The following is a 19,877-nucleotide window of genomic DNA, read 5'->3' on the forward strand; positions in this document are numbered from 1 at the left end:
ATAGGGAATATGGCTAGACAAGCAAAACAAAAATTAAATCACGAACTTATTCCATGGCGTTTATACGTTGTGGTGGGTTTTGTATTGTTATTATTTTGCAGTCTAGTTGCACGTGCAGCTTATATTCAAATTATTGAACCTGACAGACTTCGTCATGAAAGTGATATGCGCACGTTACGCACAACCAGCAATCAAGTTCAGCGAGGCTTAATAACCGATCGCAATGGCGATATGCTGGCGGTCAGTGTGCCCGTGAGAGCGGTGTGGGCGGATCCCAAACATGCCTATGATCAAGATGCGTTTAAAGATATGCGCCGTTGGCAAGCCCTCGCCGATGTATTGCAAGAGCCTGTTGATGAGCTGGTTAATAAAGTTAAAAACAACCCTGACAAACGCTTTGTATACCTCAAACGTCAGGTCACATCAGCGGTTGCTGACTATATTGAGGAGCTTAAAATTGGCGGTATTTATCTTAAACCAGAATCTCGCCGTTATTATCCCTCAGGTGAAATAGCCGCTCAATTAATTGGCATTACCAATATTGACGATGTGGGTATTGAAGGCATTGAGAACACGTATAATACGTGGTTAACCGGGACGCCATCTAAACAAAAAGTCCGTAAATCCCGCGATGGTAGCGTTGTTGAGCGGTTAGATATAGTACAAGAAGGCGAAAGCTCTAATGATTTAGTGCTCAGTATTGATCAACGTATTCAGCAATTGGCTTATCGCGAACTGAAGCGTGCGACTGAAACATACCAAGCGACTTCTGGGTCTGTGGTGGTTATTGATGTTAATACTGGCGAAGTATTAGCGATGGTGAATACGCCATCATATAATCCCAATGCCAGAGATAATTTACAGCCACATCGAATGCGTAATCGCGCGTTAACTGACACATTTGAACCTGGTTCAACCATAAAACCCTTTGTTGTTGCTGCAGCGCTTGAAGCTGGCACAGTGAAAGTGAATGAATTGATATCGACATCACCAGGTTGGATCCGGCTCGGTGGGCGTCAAGTTCGTGACTCCCATAATTACGGTGAAATGTCATTAGCTAAAATTCTGGTTAAGTCGAGTAACGTTGGCATTAGTAAACTGGCGTTGTCGATACCTGTACAACAGTTATTAGCCACTTATCAATCAATGGGGTTAGGTAATTATTCAGGTATTAATTTAACCGGTGAAAGTGCTGGGTTAATTCATGTTCGTCATCGCTGGTCTGACTTTGAGCGTGCCACCCTGTCTTTCGGGTATGGCTTGACTGCGACGCCGTTACAAATTGCACGTATGTACGCCACGCTAGGCAGTGGCGGCATTCTTTATCCTGTGTCGATATTAAAGCTAAGGAAAGCACCCAAGGGTGAACAAGTGATTTCAACTCAAGTTGCTCACGACGTAATGGAAATGTTAGTGGGTGTGACTGAGGCTGGAGGAACGGCGACGAAAGCTCATATTGATGGTTACCCTGTAGCCGGTAAAACCGGTACCAGCCGTAAAGCCGTTGCTGGTGGCTATGGCGATGACTATGTGGCTATATTTGCGGGCGTTGCGCCGGTTCATAAACCGCGTTTGGCCATTTCGGTGGTGATTAATGAGCCCAAAGGTGACAAATATTACGGTGGTGACGTTGCTGGCCCCGCATTTGCTAAAATTATGTCTGGTGCCTTACAAATGCTTAATGTTGAACCGAGGGATGCTATTCACTTGGCCGCTGTGCAAGGAGTCCACCATGATGTTATTAAATGATCTATTAGCACCGTGGTTTCATTATTCTGGCGGCGAATCCATTAATGGATTAACGCTAGACAGCCGTGATGTTAAAGCGGGTGGTTTATTTGTGGCCTTGCCCGGTCATAAAGTCGATGGTCGAGTCTTCATTCCTCAAGCGATCCAAGCGGGAGCTGCGGCAATACTGATTCATACTGATAATTCTGATGAACATGGCAGGGTCGATCGCCTTCAGTATACTGTGCCATTAGTGTATTTTTCCCAGTTAAGCCGTCAATTATCGGCCGTTGCCGCACAGTTTTATTTACCTAATAGTCAATCGTTGTCTTTAATTGGAATAACGGGGACCAATGGCAAAACCTCTGTTAGCCAAATTATCGCTCAAATTGTTCATTTACTCGGCCATCAAGCCGCTGTGATGGGGACGTTAGGTAATGGTTTGTGGGGGCAACTTGTTGATAGCGGCAATACAACTGCAGATGCGGTGACTATTATGCGCCAACTTGGAGAGTTTGTTGCTCAAGGCGCTGAACTGTGTGCGATGGAAGTGTCAAGCCATGGTTTAGTCCAAGGACGCGTCGAAGCGGCGCCATTTAAGATAGCTGTTTTTACTAATTTAAGCCGTGATCATCTAGATTATCATGGTGATATGGATAACTACGCCGCAGCTAAAAAACGCTTATTTCAATTCCCCAGTGTACAACATGGTGTGATTAACCTTGATGATACCGTCGGCGCCAAATGGTTGACAGAACTGGCGAACCAAAAGAATAAATCCTTCAGCATTCAAGCTAATACCACAGCGGACTTTTACTGTGATGCCATCCAATACCATGATGCTGGGGTGACGGCGACACTGCATTTCACCGACATTGACAGTGGGCGCCCGCTAAGTGGGACGCTTAGCTCACCGCTATTAGGTGCCTTTAATTTGTCTAATCTTGTAGCAGCCATATCGGTGTTATATCTACAAGGAATGGCAATGGCATCCATATTAGCCGTGCTGCCACAGTTGATCCCTGTTGCGGGGCGTATGGAACGCTTTTCATCGGTTAATAAAGCTACTTTGGTTGTTGATTATGCTCATACTCCTGATGCCATTGAACAAGCCTTAAAAGCATTAAAACTGCACTGCAAAGGGACGTTATGGTGTGTATTTGGTTGCGGTGGCGATCGTGACAAAGGTAAACGTGCTTTGATGGCACAAGCCGCTGAGCAATATGCAGATAAAGTGATGATCACGAGTGACAATGCCAGAAGCGAAGATCCACAAGCCATTATCAATGATATTTTACAAGGTATTAGTCAGCCTCAAAACGTACTCACCGAGGTTGATCGTATTCAAGCCATTACCCATGTTGTCTCATTGGCACAAGCTGACGATATAGTGCTGCTTGCGGGTAAGGGTCATGAAACCTATCAAGAAGTGGCTGGCGAGCGAATTGATTATGATGAACGTGCCTTAGCATTCAAGTTGTCTCAGGAGACGTTATGATAAGTGTCAATCTCTTAGCATTAGCGCAGCACCTTAATGGCACGTTAACAGGTCAAGATAGCGTCATCACCAGTGTTAGTACAGATAGTCGCAATATTGCCGCTCAATGTTTGTTTATCGCATTAAAAGGCGAGCGTTTTGATGGCCATGATTTTGCTGCTACAGCGGTAAAAAATGGTGCGGTAGCACTTTTGGTTGATCATCTATTAGTCGATAACTCTGTTACAGCAGATATTGCGCAAATTGTGGTCGCTGATCCCCAAAAAGCTATGGGCGAAATGGGCGTTTTAGTTCGCCAAACCGTTGCACCTATTTGTGTGGCCTTAACCGGATCAAACGGCAAAACCAGCGTTAAAGAAATGCTGGCCACTATTTTATCTCAACATCACCAAGTGTTGTTTACCGCGGGTAATTTTAACAACGATATTGGCGTGCCGTTAACCTTGCTGCGGTTAACTGAAGGTGATGAATATGGGGTATTTGAGCTTGGTGCAAACCATCGTGGCGAAATTGATTACACCTCATCATTAGTTCAACCCCGAGTCGCATTGGTTAATAATATTGGCAATGCTCACCTTGAGGGGTTTGGTTCGCTTGAAGGTGTTGCTCAGGCTAAATCTGAAATTTTTAATCATCTTTCACAAGATGGCACCGCAGTTATCAATGCTGATGACACATTTGCCGATTTTATGTTGCAACGGTCCACTGGGCGAAAACAACTGCGTTTTTCCCGTGAGATAAATGTTGATGCCGATGTTACCGCGACAGACATAGTGACAGATACCAATGGTTGTTCTCAGTTTACATTAACCTTTGCTGGGCAGCGTGAAGTGGTGCAGTTACCACTTGCTGGTATGCATCAAGTGAGTAATGCGCTTGCCGCGGCATCTATGTGTATTGCTTTAGGACTATCGCTTGTTGAAATTGCCCAAGGCTTTGCATTACTCCAACCCGTAAAGGGCCGAATGCAACCTCACGACCTTGGTAGAGTGTTATTAATTGATGATAGTTATAACGCTAATCCAACATCGGTCAGTGCAGCGATTAATTGGTTGCAACAACGAGATGGATATCGTTGTTTAGTGCTGGGAGATTTAGGCGAATTAGGCGACAATGCTGCCCCTTTACACGCCAGTATTGGATTGCAGGTTAAAAATGCAACCATAGAGTCGTTATTTTGTTGCGGCCAGCTATCGGCAAATACCAGTGAAGCATTTGGTAGTAAACACTTTATTGCTCAAGAGGCATTAATTGTGGCATTACAAAAACAGTTAGCAAGTATCACAGGTAATATCACCGTTTTAGTTAAAGGTTCCCGCAGCGCGGCTATGGAGCGAGTTGTGGACAGTTTATTAGATGCCTACGGGCGTGGGGAGTTAGTGTAAATGCTGGTTTATCTAGCCGAGTATTTAACCCAGTTTTATTCAGGGTTTAACGTTTTTTCATATGTAACGTTCCGGGCTATTTTAGGCTTGTTAACCGCGTTGGTATTTAGTTTGTGGTGGGGACCTATTTTGATCAATCGTTTGCAGATGTTGCAAATTGGTCAAGTGGTTCGAAGTGATGGCCCAGAGTCTCATTTTAGCAAACGCGGTACGCCGACAATGGGTGGCATATTGATCCTTGCGGGTATTTTTATCAGCGTGTTGTTATGGGGTGATTTATCCAACCGTTACGTATTAGTGACTTTGTTTGTATTGGCTAGTTTTGGGCTTATTGGCTTTATTGATGATTATCGTAAAGTGGTAAAAAAAGATACTAAAGGTCTGATTGCTCGCTGGAAATATGCTTTTCAGTCTATCGCCGCTTTAGTGGTGGCAGTGTATTTGTACAGTACATCGACCATGGTCGGCGAAACCCAACTAGTGGTGCCATTTTTTAAAGATATAATGCCTCAATTAGGCATCATGTTTATCGTTTTAGCGTATTTCACCATAGTTGGTGCCAGTAATGCGGTTAACTTAACCGATGGTTTAGATGGCTTGGCGATTATGCCAACTGTGATGGTCGCGGCTGCCTTTGCATTAATTGCTTACTTATCTGGCCATGCTCAATTTGCCAATTATTTACACATTCCTCATTTACCTTTAGCGGGCGAATTAGTGATTGTGTGTACTGCAATAGTCGGTGCTGGTTTAGGCTTTTTATGGTTTAACACTTATCCCGCACAAGTGTTTATGGGGGATGTGGGGTCATTAGCATTGGGCGCCGCATTGGGTGTGATTGCCATTTTAGTTCGCCAAGAAATTTTGTTGGTTATTATGGGTGGCGTTTTTGTGATGGAAACGGTATCGGTGATCTTACAGGTGGGCTCGTATAAGTTACGTGGTCAACGTATTTTCCGTATGGCGCCTATTCATCATCACTATGAGTTAAAAGGGTGGCCAGAGCCGCGGGTTATTGTGCGCTTCTGGATTATCTCGTTGTTTTTAGTGTTACTGGGTCTTGCGACTCTAAAATTACGCTAAGCAATTAATAAAGGTCAGTATTATGCACACTCAATACACGCACATTGTTTTAGGCTTAGGGGCTACAGGGCTCTCGGTCGTGCGTTTTTTAGCGACTAAAGGCATTAAACCTTTAGTGATGGACAGCCGTCGTCATCCGCCTGGTGCTGAGACGTTGGCACAAGAGTTTGCCGATATTGAATTATTAGCTGGTGGGTTTGATTGTCGCTATTTAGTTCAGGCCAGCCAAATTATTATCAGTCCAGGTGTACCGGTTGATACGCCTGAAGTGCGTGCTGCATTGGATATGGGCATTGAAGTTATCGGTGATGTTGAGCTATTTGCGCGCCACATTGCAGACAAAAAACCGTGTGTTGTCGGCATCACCGGATCAAACGGTAAATCCACGGTCACCACATTAGTATACGAAATGCTGCTCGCTGCGGGTAAGTCTGTTGCGATTGGCGGCAATATTGGTACACCCGCATTGGATTTATTAGCTCAAGATGCTGAAATTTATGTGCTTGAGTTGTCGAGTTTCCAATTGGAAACGACTTATTCGTTAAATTGTATTGCGGCAACGTGCCTTAATATTAGCGAAGACCATATGGATCGTTACAGCGATTTGAATTCATATCGCGAAGCCAAATTACGTTTATACCCGCAAAGTCGGTTTGTGATGTACAACCGTGACGATCAGCTGACTTATCCTTTTGAGCCGATGAATCAAAATAATTTTGGTTTAGACGTGCCAGAGGGTGATGCATGGGGATTAAGTGATGGCAAAATTTTTCATGGTGACAGTGAGATTATTAATTTAATTGATGTGACCTTAATTGGTAGCCACAACCATGCAAACTTAGTCGCAGCAATGGCATTAGCCGATGCTTGTGATGTGGGTAAAGCGGCCATGATTAAAGTGGCCAAAAACTTTGTCGGCTTAAGCCATCGTTGTGAGCTGATTGCGGTTAAACAAGGTGTGTCGTACATCAATGACTCCAAAGCCACTAATGTCGGCGCAACAGTTGCCGCACTTGAGGGGCTTAATTCACACTTAGGCGATTTGTACTTGATCGCAGGGGGCGCGGGCAAAGGAAGCGACTTTCGTCCACTGACAAAACCGCTGAGTAATATTACTCAATTGATTACCTTGGGGCGAGATGGCCCCAAGATAGCCAAATTAAAAAAAGGCACTCTTCAGGTGGCAACAATGGCCGATGCTGTCGCCAAAGCTGCTGAATTAGCGTCGTCGGGAGACATAGTACTATTGTCTCCTGCGTGTGCCAGTTTAGATATGTACAAGAACTTTATGGCCCGCGGTGATGATTTTAGGCAGTGTGTGGAGTTGTTAGCCAATGGCGAATAACGAGCCGCAACTGAGCTTGTTTAAACGAGGTCTTAATTGGTCTTTACCCTCGTTATTATCGGATGAGCATGCTCCTGATATGCTGCTGTACGACCGAAGTTTTGTAGTCGCGATTGTCGGCTTGATATGTTTTGGCTTTGTAATGGTAATGTCCGCTTCGATGCCTGAAGCGACCAAACTGACTGGCGATCCATTTTATTTTATGTACCGCCATGTGCTTTATCTTGTGGGCTGCGTGATTATTTCGTATGTGGTACTTAAGTTCGAAGTCAGTTATTGGGAAAAAAATAGCGGCATGTTGATGCTCGCCGTGTTGGTCTTATTGATAGCAGTGCTGTTTATCGGCACATCTGTTAACGGTGCGCGTCGTTGGTTGTCTATCGGTCCGATTAGGATCCAAGTAGCCGAAATAGCCAAGTTTGTATTTATTGTTTACATGGCGGGTTACTTGGTGCGTCGCCATGGTGAGCTTCGTGAAAACCGTAAAGGCTTTTATAAACCGATTGGGGTTTACGGTCTGTTCGCCGTGTTGATTTTATTACAACCCGACCTTGGCACCGTGGTGGTGCTATTTGTGTGTACGGTAAGCTTGCTGTTTTTAGCTGGTGCCCGCATTACTGACTTTATGGTGTTGGTTTTACTTGGCGTAGCAACATTCGTATTACTGGTGCTATTTGAGCCTTATCGTATGCGACGAGTGACCTCATTTATGGACCCGTGGGAAGATCCATTTGGCAGTGGTTATCAATTAACACAATCATTAATGGCTTATGGCCGCGGTGATTGGTTTGGTCAGGGATTGGGTAACAGTATTCAGAAGTTAGCGTATTTACCCGAAGCCCATACTGATTTCATTTTTGCGGTGATTGGTGAAGAACTGGGGTTTATCGGTATTATTATTGTGTTATCCACATTATTTTTTATTGCTATTCGTGCGATTAGATTAGGTAATTTATGTTTGAAAATGCAGCGACCATTTGAAAGTTATGTCGCCTATGGTGTGGGTATTTGGATATGTTTTCAGACCGTAGTGAATGTGGGAGCCAGTATTGGTATGTTACCAACCAAAGGGCTTACCCTACCGTTTATTAGCTATGGTGGCAGTAGTTTGTGGATTATGACCGCTGCTGTGATGTTGCTTGTTAGGATAGATCATGAACGTCGAGTTAGTTTGGTGCAAGCAGTACAAGGGAGAACGAGTTAATGAACAGTAATATTAGTAGCTCTCCTAAGATATTGATTATGGCTGGCGGCACTGGCGGCCATGTTTTCCCAGCACTTGCGGTGGCTAAGTACTTAGCAGACAAAGGTTGGCAAATTCGCTGGTTAGGTACTGCTGAGCGGATGGAAGCTCGCCTTGTTCCGCAACATGGATTTGATATTGAGTTTATTGATATTAAAGGCGTGCGTGGTAATGGACTTATTCGCAAATTAGCGGCACCGTTTAAAATTATTCGTTCAATCATTCAAGCCAAAGCCGTGATTGATGATTTCCAGCCCGACGTGATTTTAGGCATGGGCGGTTTTGCCAGTGGCCCTGGTGGCGTGGCAGGGAGATTATCAGGTATTCCTTTAGTATTGCATGAGCAAAATGCGATTCCAGGATTAACCAATAAATTGTTATCTAAGATTGCCAAAAAGGTATTGTGTGCATTCCCAAATACCTTTGCCAGCCACGTGGCTAATGTGGAGGTTGTGGGCAATCCAATTCGCCAAGAATTGATAGAGTTAGGCGGACAAATTAAAGCGTCACAAGCTGATGCGTTAAGAGTACTGGTGGTGGGTGGCAGTTTAGGCGCCAAAGTATTGAATGATGTCATGCCAGCAGTGGTTGCTCATTTAAGCAAGCACCATTCACTGACAGTTTGGCACCAAGTGGGTAAAAATAACCTCGCCACTGTGAAAGCGAGCTATCAACAACTCGGACAATCAGACAGTGTAAATGTTGCTGAATTTATTGATGACATGGAAGCGGCTTATCGTTGGGCCGATGTAGTGGTGTGCCGTTCAGGCGCTCTTACAGTATCAGAACTTGCTGCAGTGGGCTTACCGAGTATTTTAGTTCCGTACCCCCATGCGGTTGATGATCATCAAACCGTTAATGCATCAGTGCTTGTTGATGCAGGTGCAGGTTTTTTATTACCTCAAACCATTTTAAATGCAGATAATCTTGCAGAGAAATTGCAGTTATTTGCTAAAAATAGACAAGAACTGGTCCAAATGGGTCACAAAGCAAGAGGCGTGGCAGTATTAGATGCGACTCAACGAGTAGCAGATATTTGTGCCTCATTTGCGATAAAGGGTTGAAATGACAAAGACAGAAAGATACGCACAGCTTCGTAGCATGATCCCTGAAATGAGGCGGATCAAGCGCATTCATTTTGTTGGCATCGGTGGTGCTGGCATGGGGGGTATTGCGGAAGTACTTTTGAACGAAGGTTATCAAGTCAGTGGTTCGGATATCGCCATCAATAGAGTCACTGAACGTTTGGCGAGTTTAGGCGCAAAAATCATTATTGGCCATCAGGCCCAAAGTGTTGAACAGGTTGATGTGGTTGTCGTTTCGACTGCCATTAACCAGCAAAATCCTGAGATTATTGCTGCTAAAGAGTTACGCGTTCCGATCGTGCGCCGTGCAGAGATGCTGGCCGAGTTAATGCGTTATCGTCATGGTGTTGCGATTGCTGGCACCCATGGTAAAACCACGACAACCAGTCTAATCGCCAGTGTCTATGGTCAAGCTGGACGAGATCCAACATTTGTGATTGGTGGTTTGCTCAATAGTGCAGGTACTAATGCACGTTTAGGCACAAGTCGTTATCTCATTGCCGAAGCCGATGAAAGCGATGCAAGCTTTTTACATTTGCAGCCAATGGTGAGTGTGATCACCAATATCGAAGCCGATCACATGGATACCTATGGTGGTGATTTTGAAAAGTTGAAAAACACTTTTGTCGATTTTTTGCATAATTTACCCTTTTACGGTGTGGCAGTTATGTGCATTGACGATGAGGTTATTGGTGAAATTATGCCGCGAATAGGTCGTAAAATTGTCACTTATGGTTTTAGCGAAGAGGCTGATGTTCAGGCGATTAATTTTGCCCAGAATGGCTACCAATCAAGTTTTACCGTTAAGCGCCATGGTAAAGAGAATGTCGATTTTGTGGTTAATTTACCTGGAGAGCATAACGTACTTAATGCATTAGCCGCGATAGCTGTCGCCAGTGAAGATGACATTGATGATAGTGCGATTGTAGAAGCACTTGCAAAATTTGAAGGCATAGGCCGTCGTTTTCAGCATGTAGGTGAATTCGATACGCCTAATGGCAGTGTGATGCTCGTAGACGACTACGGCCATCATCCAAGTGAAGTATTAGCAACGATTAAAGCGGCGCGAGCAGGTTGGCCAGATAAACGCTTAGTGATGGCATATCAACCGCATCGTTACAGCCGTACCCGTGACCTATATGAAGATTTTGTTGACGTATTATCACAAGTAGATTGTTTATTGTTATTAGATGTTTATGCAGCAGGTGAAGCGCCAATACCCGGTGCCGATGGGCGCTCATTGTGCCGTTCAATTCGACTACGTGGCCAATTAGACCCTATTTTTATCGCCAGCCCAGATCAACTTGCGTCAGTATTATCTGATGTATTGCAACATGGGGATTTATTTCTGACTCAAGGCGCAGGTAATATTGGTAGCTTATCGAAAGAATTAGCCCAGAATAATCTGGGTTGTAAAGTGCCTGCAGAAGGTCAATAAAGTGATTGATTTCTCACCCATTATTGAGTGTGAAAATCGGGCTTTAATCCTTCTAAATTGGTCTATATAATGACCGATCTTTTGCGGCTAATGTCAGAACAACGTCAGAGGCGGATTTAAGGTGTCGTGGAGCGATAAAGGGCGGCAACTAAAACATAAACTGGCTCGTGTTAATTGGTATTTTTGCACTGGTGTAGTGTTTTTATGCAGTGTGCTTGGCACCGTAGTCTGGGGCGGTGTGCAACTACACGATCTGTTAAATGATGCAGATACACTGCCAATTGAAGCGGTTGCTATTAAAGGCGAGCGAATTTATACCACCGATGACGAAATTAAAAACGCATTGCAGTCATTAATGCAAAGTAGTTTTTTTAACGCCGATGTCGTGGATGTACAAAAAGCATTAGAGGCTTTGCCTTGGGTTTATCATGCATCAGTGAGACGAGAATGGCCGGCAAAGTTTAAGGTCACCTTGCAAGAGCAACAAGCTGTAGCGCATTGGAATGAAGTGTCGTGGCTCAATATTAACGGTGAGATATTTGATGCGCTAGCGCATCCCGAACATGATGCTCTACCCAAGTTATCTGGCCCAGAAGGGACTGAAATAGAAGTCTTGACCAGTTATCAGCAGTTAGATGATTTATTGACAATAAACGAGTTTAAGTTGGCTAGTTTACGCTTAAGCCCACGCCATGCCTGGCATGCCGTACTAGCAAATGGAATTGAAATTGAGCTTGGGCGAGAAGATAAAATGTCACGGATACAACGTTTTATTAATGTGTATCCTACTTTGAAGCAAAGTAATAAACCCGTTGCGACCGTTGATTTACGTTACGATACCGGTTTCGCCGTAGGTTGGGATGATTCAAAACAGAGAGTCGACAATAAATGACCAAAAATCAGGAAAGAAACCTCATCGTGGGGTTAGATATAGGGACATCCAAGGTCGCAGTGATCATTGGCGAAGTATTACCTGATGGTGAGATTAGTGTCATTGGTTTAGGTAATCATCCTTCTCGTGGCATGGATAAAGGCGGTGTAAATGATCTCGACTCAATTGTACGAAGTGTACAACGAGCGTTAGATCAAGCTGAGTTAATGGCGGATTGCCAAGTGTCATCGGTGTACTTAAGTATTTCGGGTAAACATATTGCCTGCCAAAATGAAAACGGCATGGTGTCGATTAACGACGAAGAAGTGACTCAAGAAGACGTTGATAATGTCATCCATACTGCGCGCTCGGTTAAGATCCCGACAGAACGTCGTATCTTGCATGTACTACCGCAAGAATATTCTATCGATGTTCAAGACGGGATTAAGAGCCCAATTGGAATGTCGGGCATGCGTATGGAAGCCAAAGCTCACATTGTGACGTGTGCCAATGACATGGCAAAGAACATTACTAAAAGTGTTGAACGATGTGGCTTAAAAGTGGATGACCTCGTGTTTTCGGGTATTGCCTCAGCGGATTCAGTACTCACAAATGATGAGAAAGATTTAGGTGTCTGCATTGTCGATATTGGTGGTGGAACGACCGATATTGCTGTATATACCAACGGCGCATTACGTCATTGTGCGGTGATCCCTGTCGCGGGTAATCAAGTCACCAGTGACATCGCCAAGATATTCAGAACACCGTTAACCCATGCAGAACAAATTAAAGTGCAGTTTGCTAGTGCCAGAAGTTCAACGGTAAGTCGTGAAGACAGTATTGAAGTGCCATCGGTGGGTGGTCGTCCTTCACGCAGCATGTCACGACATACTCTGGCAGAAGTGGTAGAGCCAAGATACCAAGAGCTGTTTGAGCTTGTTCTCAAGCAGTTACAAGATAGCGGTTTAGAAGATCAAATTGCAGCAGGGATTGTGCTTACTGGGGGAACGTCCTCGATATCGGGTGCCGTTGAAATTGCTGAAGCAACCTTTGGCATGCCAGTTCGTGTCGCATCACCGCTACCAGTAAAAGGATTATACGAATATGTGGATCAACCTATTTATTCGACAGGAATAGGGTTGCTTCATTATGGAGCAAGGCGAGTTATCGAACGTCAGTTCGAACGACCTGAGCGACAAGGGGTTACCAGCTTTTTGAATCGGGTCAAAAGTTGGTTTAAAGGTGAATTTTAATAACGCAGACAATCGGAGATCAGACAATGTTTGAGATCATGGATACACATTCAGACGAAGCGGTGATTAAAGTCATCGGCGTCGGTGGCGGCGGCGGAAATGCTGTCGAACATATGGTAAAGCACAGCATCGAAGGTGTTGAATTTATCGTCACAAATACAGATGCACAAGCACTGCGTAAATCAAGTGCGGGTTCAACTATTCAGCTTGGTCGCGACGTGACCAAAGGGCTCGGTGCGGGTGCAAACCCAGATGTCGGTCGTCAAGCCGCTGAAGAAGACCGCGAGAATATTCGTGCGGCGATTAAAGGATCTGATATGATCTTTATCGCAGCCGGTATGGGTGGTGGTACCGGTACTGGTGCTGCTCCAGTCGTGGCAGAAATTGCTCGCGAAGAAGGTATTCTAACGGTTGCAGTAGTGACTAAGCCTTTCCCATTCGAAGGGAAAAAGCGTATGGCCTACGCTGAACTTGGTATTGCAGAATTAGCAAAACATGTTGACTCTTTAATTACGATTCCAAACGAAAAGTTATTAAAAGTACTTGGCCGTGGCACATCACTACTTGATGCCTTTGCTGCTGCTAACAACGTATTGCTTGGTGCCGTTCAAGGCATCGCAGAGCTAATTACTCGCCCAGGTCTTATCAACGTCGATTTCGCCGATGTGAAAACCGTTATGTCTGAAATGGGTAATGCCATGATGGGTACCGGTGTTGCTCGTGGTGATGATCGCGCTGAAGAAGCTGCAGAAGCAGCTGTTGCCAGCCCATTACTTGAAGATATCGATTTAGCAGGTGCTCGCGGTGTGTTAGTGAACATTACCGCCGGTATGGATATCACCATTGAAGAGCTTGAAACTGTGGGTAATCACGTTAAAGCCTATGCATCTGAGAATGCAACTGTTGTTGTGGGTGCTGTTATTGATCCAGAAATGAGTGACGAATTGCGAGTAACCGTTGTTGCGACAGGTATTGGTGCAGAGAAAAAGCCAGACATTCAATTAGTGTCTAAGCCTGTTGCTCGTCCAGAGCCCGTTGTAATGGAGCCTCGTCCAGAACCTGTTGATGAAGTTGTATCACAACAAAGTTATGCTGCGTCAAAAGGTAATGCTGTTCCACAGACACAGACACAACCAGTACCGCGCACAGATGCTGACTATCTTGATATTCCAGCATTCTTGCGTAAACAAGCTGATTAGTACACGGATAAAACGCTATGTTTTTGCGTGACTAATGAGCGCGATGTGCTGACAAGGGTTATTTTGTAAACAGGTTTATAATTTGCTATGTGTTTGGCGTTTTTTTTGTGAAAAGCCAAATTTATGGTAAGATGTTGTACCAGTTATGCATGATAGCCTGAGGCTATAATTGCAACTATTTGTTTAATATTGATATTTATGGGCTTCTGAATGATTTTTCAAAGAACTGTTCAAAAAATGGTGAAGAGCACTGGTGTCGGATTACATTCTGGCAACAAAGTGACTCTGTGCATTAAGCCTGCACCTGTGAATACCGGGATTGTGCTAAAGCGTACCGATCTTAGCCCAGCTGTGTCTATACCAGCAAAGGCCAATATGGTTCGTGAAACAACAATGTGTACAGCCCTGGTAAACGATGACGGTATAAGAATATCAACTATTGAGCATTTGTTTGCTGCACTTGCTGGCTTAGGCATCGATAATGCTATTATCGAAGTTGACGCTCCAGAAATCCCGATTATGGATGGCAGTGCAAGTCCATTTGTGTTCTTACTGCAAAGTGCAGGTATTAAAGAACAGGCAGCCGCGAAGAAATATCTAAAAATCACCAAACCTGTGCGTGTTGAAGATGGCGATAAATGGGCCGAGTTAAAACCTTTCAAAGGGTTTAGAGTTGATTTTGAAATTGACTTTGCTCACCCAGAAATTGCTCGCAGTCAGCAACACATGGTGATGGACTTTTCGACATCAGCGTTCGTGAAAGACATTAGTCGTGCCAGAACATTTGGTTTTATGCGAGATATTGAATATCTACGTGCGAATAATCTTGCACTGGGTGGCAGCATGGAAAATGCCGTTGTACTTGACGAATATCGTGTATTAAACCCTGATGGTCTGCGTTATGAAGACGAATTCGTTAAGCATAAAATTCTCGATGCATTTGGTGACTTATATGTTGCTGGCCATGCCATTGTCGGTGAGTTTTCGGCTTATAAAACTGGTCATGCGTTAAACAACCAACTTGTCCGTGCATTACTTGCTCAGCAAGATGCGTGGGAATTAGTGAGCTTTGACAAAGAGGCTGATGTACCTGTCAGTTTCATGGTTCCAGGTGCGTTAACACTCGCTTAACTGGTTAAGATTGCCTATTACGGCTGGCTAATGCAGCCAGCCGTTTTAGTTTTTCACCTAAAGAACCATCGATATGTTCTGCTAATGCTTCAATATGTTTTGCAGCAGTGGTGCTGATCATATTTTGATTAGGTTGAGATTGTGGTTTTGCTAAGGCAAGTCCAGGATTGACTTTCACCTCAATACCGGTAAGCATCGGAAGCGTATCAGTTTGAAGCTGTTTTAATAGCTTCTGCTTTTGAAAGTTTATTCTAGCAGCCCATGCTGCTGATGTAGTTTCAATAACAAGAACACCCTGGCGGAGATTGGCGACTTTGAGCTGCTCGGCCACAGGACCATTTAACGTCTGTTTTACATAACGATTCAGATTATTAAGTAGTTCTGCTTTCTCGGCCAGTTCAGGCAGTCTCCCAGACAGATGAACTAAATTACTGAGATCTTGAGGGGGCTTTTTCATATGATAATTAGATGGCTGAATGAAGCTATGAGTGTAACAGTTTTTATCCAAGGTCGAAATGGTGTAACGCGCTGGCAACCTAGCAAGCGTTGGTTACTCCTACCTATTATTCTAATGGCCACAGGCACAGGAATATATCAATATAGCACTGAGCGTTTTGCTAACCAACAAGCGAAAGTTGATGAAAATAAACAACTGCGCCAACAGCAAAAGCAACAAGTGGTAGAACTCAAAACTGCAACAGAAACCCAGCTGACAACTTTGGTTGTTCATGTGGCCAAGATGCAAGCCAAAATCACCCGTCTTGAAGCCCTGGGGCAACAAGTAGCGCAAAATAACCTCCTTGATGATCAATTTGATTTCTCTACAGAAGTTGGTATCGGCGGTTTAAGCGAAATAGGCAATGGTGTCGAATTAAGTCAGCTTATCGATGAAATGAGTGAGCTGGCATCTAGAATTGATAATAATAACGTTCAGCTATCACTACTTGAAACAGTAGCATCTAATCTCCATATAGATGAAGAGCGTTTTATATCAGGGCGGCCAATCGATAAAGGTTGGTTATCTTCGTCCTATGGTTTACGAAATGACCCTTTTAATGGCCGACGAACAATGCATAAAGGTATTGATTTCGCCGGTAAAGAAGGGACAGATGTTACTGCGACTGCTGCAGGCGTAGTAACATGGTCAGGAAGGATGTCTGGCTATGGTGAGTTAGTCGAAATTGATCATGGAAATGGTCTTCGCACTCGGTATGGACATAATAAATCTCTGTCAGTAAACGTAGGTGACGTCGTTGCCAAAGGCGATAAAATTGCCAGTATGGGAAGCACAGGCCGTTCAACCGGCCCCCATGTGCATTACGAAGTGCTGCGCGGTAAACAACAAATAGATCCACAGAAATACGTCTACCGCAAAGCAAGTTAATAATATTAACGGTTAATGCGCTCAAATGAGCCAAACCTACAACAGATAAGTGATTAAGATGTTAGGCAAACTACTGACAAAAGTATTCGGAAGTCGCAACGACCGCACCCTGAAAAGTCTTGGAAAAATTGTTAATCAAATTAATGCATTAGAATCTGATTACGAAAAACTTTCTGATGAAGAACTTAAAGCTAAAACTGCAGAGTTCCGTACCCGTCTAGAAAATGGTGAAACGTTAGATAATATCATGGCAGAGGCTTTTGCTGTTGTACGTGAAGCATCAAAGCGTGTGTTTGAAATGCGTCCCTTTGATGTTCAATTACTCGGTGGCATGGTATTAGACAGCAATCGTATTGCTGAAATGCGAACCGGTGAAGGTAAAACCCTGACGGCAACCCTGCCAGCCTACCTTAATGGAATAACGGGCAAAGGTGTTCACATCATTACTGTGAACGACTACTTAGCAACGCGTGATGCTGAAAATAACCGCCCACTGTTTGAGTTTTTAGGCTTAAGTGTCGGGATTAACATTTCTGGTATAGGCCAATTTGAAAAGAAAGAATCCTATGCTGCCGATATCACCTACGGCACCAATAATGAATTTGGTTTTGACTACCTTCGTGACAACATGGCGTTTTCTCCCCAAGAACGTGTTCAGCGACCATTGCACTATGCCCTTATTGATGAAGTCGATTCAATTTTAATTGATGAAGCCCGTACACCGTTGATTATTTCTGGTGCGGCCGAAGACAGTTCTGAGCTATACGCTAAAATCAATTTATTAATCCCAAGTTTAATCCGTCAAGACAAAGAAGATACCGAAGACTATGTTGGCGAAGGTGATTACACAATTGATGAAAAGGGTAAGCAGGTTTATTTAACTGAACGTGGGCAAGAAAAAGTTGAGCTACTCTTAATTGAGAAAGGCATGTTAGCAGAAGGTGATTCACTCTATTCTGCGTCGAATATCTCTTTGTTGCACCATGCTCATGCCGCACTTCGCGCACATACCTTGTTTGAAAAAGATATCGATTATATTGTCAAAGATGATGAAGTCATTATCGTCGATGAACATACAGGTCGTACTATGCCTGGACGTCGCTGGTCTGAAGGCTTACATCAAGCTGTCGAAGCCAAAGAAGGCGCTAAAATCCAGAATGAAAACCAAACTCTGGCTTCTATTACTTTCCAAAACTACTTTAGACAGTATGACAAACTTGCCGGTATGACAGGTACTGCAGACACTGAAGCATTTGAATTTCAACATATCTATGGTTTAGATACTGTTGTTGTACCGACCAATCAGCCTATGGTGCGTAACGATATGCCTGATCTGGTCTATCTCACCGCGCCAGAGAAATATGCAGCTATTGTTAAAGACATTGAAGCTTGTCGTGAACGTGGTCAGCCAGTGCTTGTTGGTACCGTATCAATTGAACAATCTGAAGTTTTAGCATCATTACTAAAAGAAGCAAAAATTCCACACAGTGTATTGAATGCCAAATTCCACGAGAAAGAGGCAGAGATTATTGCTCAAGCCGGGCGTATTGGCGCAGTAACCATTGCAACAAACATGGCTGGCCGTGGTACGGATATTGTTCTGGGTGGTAACTGGAAAGTTGAAATTGAAGAATTAGTAAATCCAACGGCTGAACAGATTGCTAAGGTTCGTTCAGACTGGAACATTCAGCATGGTAAAGTACTCGAAGCTGGCGGTTTACATATTCTTGGTACAGAACGTCATGAATCACGTCGTATCGATAATCAGCTACGTGGCCGTTCAGGTCGTCAAGGTGATGCCGGTTCTTCACGCTTTTACTTGTCGATGGATGACAGCTTAATGCGTATCTTCGCCTCAGATCGTGTTTCAGGCATGATGAAAAAACTAGGGATGGAAGAAGGTGAAGCGATTGAACATCCTTGGGTATCGCGTGCTATCGAAAATGCCCAGCGTAAAGTAGAAGCGCGTAACTTCGATATTCGTAAGCAACTACTGGAATACGATGATGTTGCTAACGATCAGCGTCAAGTCGTCTATTCACAGCGTAATGAGTTAATGGATGCTGAAAGCATTCAAGAAACGATTCAGAATATCGAACAAGATGTGATCAGCGCTATTATCGACCAATATATCCCACCACGTTCACTCGAAGAGCTCTGGGATGTGCCTGGGCTTGAGCAACGCCTCAGTAATGAGTTTGGTCTAGCGTTAACGATACAAGAATGGTTAGATAAAGATGATAATCTGCATGAAGAAACCTTACGCGAACGTATCGTGACATCATGGACTGATTTATATAAAGCTAAAGAAGAAATGGTCGGTGCACAGGTATTACGTCAATTTGAAAAATCGGTAATGCTACAAACACTCGATGGACTCTGGAAAGAACACTTAGCTGCTATGGATCATTTGCGTCAAGGTATTCATTTACGTGGCTATGCACAGAAAAATCCAAAGCAAGAATATAAGCGTGAATCTTTTGAGTTATTCCAACAAATGCTTGAATCATTGAAAAATGATGTGATAAGTGTTCTATCTAAGGTCCAAGTGCAAGCTCAGTCCGATGTAGACGAAATGGAACAGCGTCGCCGTGACGAAGAAGCAAAGATCGAACTGGCTTATCAACACGCATCAGCTGAAGCATTAGGCAATGAAGATACACAACAAGCAAAAGCGCCTAAAACGGTGATCCGTGAAGGTGAGAAGATAGGCCGTAACGATCCATGCCCATGTGGTTCAGGCCAAAAATACAAACAATGTCACGGTAAACTCAGTTAATTATCAGTTCATCATTGATATTAGATAAAAAAGGTAGCGATTATTCGCTACCTTTTTTGTTTCTGTCATCTTAAAACTCTCTGATAAATTAACCAATTGTGGATAACTTTGGGGGTAAATAGTGGGTATCTTGTAGTTAAGTGGTGAAATGAATAAAAGATCATAAAAAGGTCATTTTTTTACACAAAAGCGCTTGCACTAAATCTCAAGCTGCCTATAATGCGCATCCACTGACACGGCATACAGCGAAAGCAAAAACCGGTTAGCGTTATTAACAACTACTTAGTAGTGTTGATAACAGGCAAAAAGAAGTTTGAAAAAACACTTGACGCCATAAAGGGAATGCGTAGAATACGCACCCCTGACCTACTGAAACGGTCAACGCTCTTTAACAATTTATCAAGTAATCTGTGTGGACATTCACAGGTATTGAGTTATTCGAAATTGTCTTCTGT

At 43.8% G+C, this 19,877-nt stretch carries 15 protein-coding genes; 14 read left to right on the plus strand and 1 reads right to left on the minus strand.

The window, feature by feature from the left end; translation table 11 throughout:
- Window positions 1-9 precede the first annotated feature (9 nt).
- The 12 genes from AAEY93_RS17570 (at window position 10) to lpxC (ending at window position 15,259) form a co-directional block, all read left to right on the plus strand.
- A complete protein-coding gene (locus tag AAEY93_RS17570) occupies window positions 10-1,749 on the plus strand; it encodes a penicillin-binding transpeptidase domain-containing protein (protein ID WP_124012783.1) in 1,740 nt (579 codons plus the stop codon).
- Window positions 1,733-3,226, plus strand: coding sequence for a UDP-N-acetylmuramoyl-L-alanyl-D-glutamate--2,6-diaminopimelate ligase (gene murE / locus AAEY93_RS17575; protein WP_351078706.1), 1,494 nt, complete (start codon window positions 1,733-1,735; stop codon window positions 3,224-3,226). The genes AAEY93_RS17570 and murE overlap by 17 nt, the downstream gene beginning before the upstream one ends.
- Window positions 3,223-4,611, plus strand: coding sequence for a UDP-N-acetylmuramoyl-tripeptide--D-alanyl-D-alanine ligase (locus AAEY93_RS17580; RefSeq protein ID WP_124012781.1), 1,389 nt, complete (start codon window positions 3,223-3,225; stop codon window positions 4,609-4,611). The genes murE and AAEY93_RS17580 overlap by 4 nt, the downstream gene beginning before the upstream one ends.
- Window positions 4,612-5,694, plus strand: coding sequence for a phospho-N-acetylmuramoyl-pentapeptide-transferase (gene mraY, locus AAEY93_RS17585; RefSeq protein WP_101033249.1), 1,083 nt, complete (start codon window positions 4,612-4,614; stop codon window positions 5,692-5,694).
- 22 nt (window positions 5,695-5,716) lie between these two features.
- Entirely contained in the window at window positions 5,717-7,039 is a 1,323-nt protein-coding gene (gene murD / locus AAEY93_RS17590) for a UDP-N-acetylmuramoyl-L-alanine--D-glutamate ligase (RefSeq protein WP_101033248.1), read from the plus strand.
- Window positions 7,029-8,243 carry a cell division protein FtsW gene (gene ftsW, locus AAEY93_RS17595; RefSeq protein WP_101033247.1) on the plus strand — a complete coding sequence of 405 codons (1,215 nt, stop codon included), beginning with the start codon at window positions 7,029-7,031 and terminating at the stop codon, window positions 8,241-8,243. Before murD ends, ftsW begins: the two co-directional genes overlap by 11 nt.
- Entirely contained in the window at window positions 8,243-9,346 is a 1,104-nt protein-coding gene (gene murG, locus AAEY93_RS17600; protein WP_124012780.1) for an undecaprenyldiphospho-muramoylpentapeptide beta-N-acetylglucosaminyltransferase, read from the plus strand. The genes ftsW and murG overlap by 1 nt, the downstream gene beginning before the upstream one ends.
- Window position 9,347: 1 nt before the next feature.
- Window positions 9,348-10,805, plus strand: a complete 1,458-nt coding sequence (gene murC, locus AAEY93_RS17605) for a UDP-N-acetylmuramate--L-alanine ligase (protein WP_124012779.1) — start codon at window positions 9,348-9,350, stop codon at window positions 10,803-10,805.
- Window positions 10,806-10,926: 121 nt separating this feature from the next.
- Window positions 10,927-11,697 carry a cell division protein FtsQ/DivIB gene (locus AAEY93_RS17610; protein WP_124012778.1) on the plus strand — a complete coding sequence of 257 codons (771 nt, stop codon included), beginning with the start codon at window positions 10,927-10,929 and terminating at the stop codon, window positions 11,695-11,697.
- Complete coding sequence (gene ftsA, locus AAEY93_RS17615) at window positions 11,694-12,929, plus strand: cell division protein FtsA (protein ID WP_011639211.1); 1,236 nt, start codon at window positions 11,694-11,696, stop codon at window positions 12,927-12,929. The genes AAEY93_RS17610 and ftsA overlap by 4 nt, the downstream gene beginning before the upstream one ends.
- A 26-nt stretch (window positions 12,930-12,955) precedes the next feature.
- Window positions 12,956-14,128: a cell division protein FtsZ gene (gene ftsZ / locus AAEY93_RS17620; RefSeq protein ID WP_101033243.1), complete on the plus strand. Its 1,173-nt coding sequence runs from the start codon at window positions 12,956-12,958 to the stop codon at window positions 14,126-14,128.
- 210 nt (window positions 14,129-14,338) lie between these two features.
- Entirely contained in the window at window positions 14,339-15,259 is a 921-nt protein-coding gene (gene lpxC / locus AAEY93_RS17625) for a UDP-3-O-acyl-N-acetylglucosamine deacetylase (RefSeq protein WP_101033242.1), read from the plus strand.
- 4 nt (window positions 15,260-15,263) lie between these two features.
- On the opposite strand, the gene AAEY93_RS17630 is transcribed toward lpxC, so the two are convergent.
- Window positions 15,264-15,716: a DUF721 domain-containing protein gene (locus AAEY93_RS17630; protein ID WP_101033241.1), complete on the minus strand. Its 453-nt coding sequence runs from the start codon at window positions 15,714-15,716 to the stop codon at window positions 15,264-15,266.
- A gap of 27 nt (window positions 15,717-15,743) precedes the next feature.
- Here AAEY93_RS17630 and AAEY93_RS17635 point away from each other — a divergent pair, with 27 nt between their 5' ends.
- Window positions 15,744-16,643, plus strand: coding sequence for a M23 family metallopeptidase (locus AAEY93_RS17635; RefSeq protein ID WP_124012776.1), 900 nt, complete (start codon window positions 15,744-15,746; stop codon window positions 16,641-16,643).
- 58 nt (window positions 16,644-16,701) lie between these two features.
- A complete protein-coding gene (secA, locus tag AAEY93_RS17640; protein WP_124012775.1) occupies window positions 16,702-19,422 on the plus strand; it encodes a preprotein translocase subunit SecA in 2,721 nt (906 codons plus the stop codon).
- Window positions 19,423-19,877 lie beyond the last annotated feature (455 nt).

The sequence above is a fragment of the Shewanella sp. CAL98-MNA-CIBAN-0140 genome (assembly GCF_040309905.1).
Lineage (GTDB): Bacteria > Pseudomonadota > Gammaproteobacteria > Enterobacterales > Shewanellaceae > Shewanella > Shewanella psychromarinicola.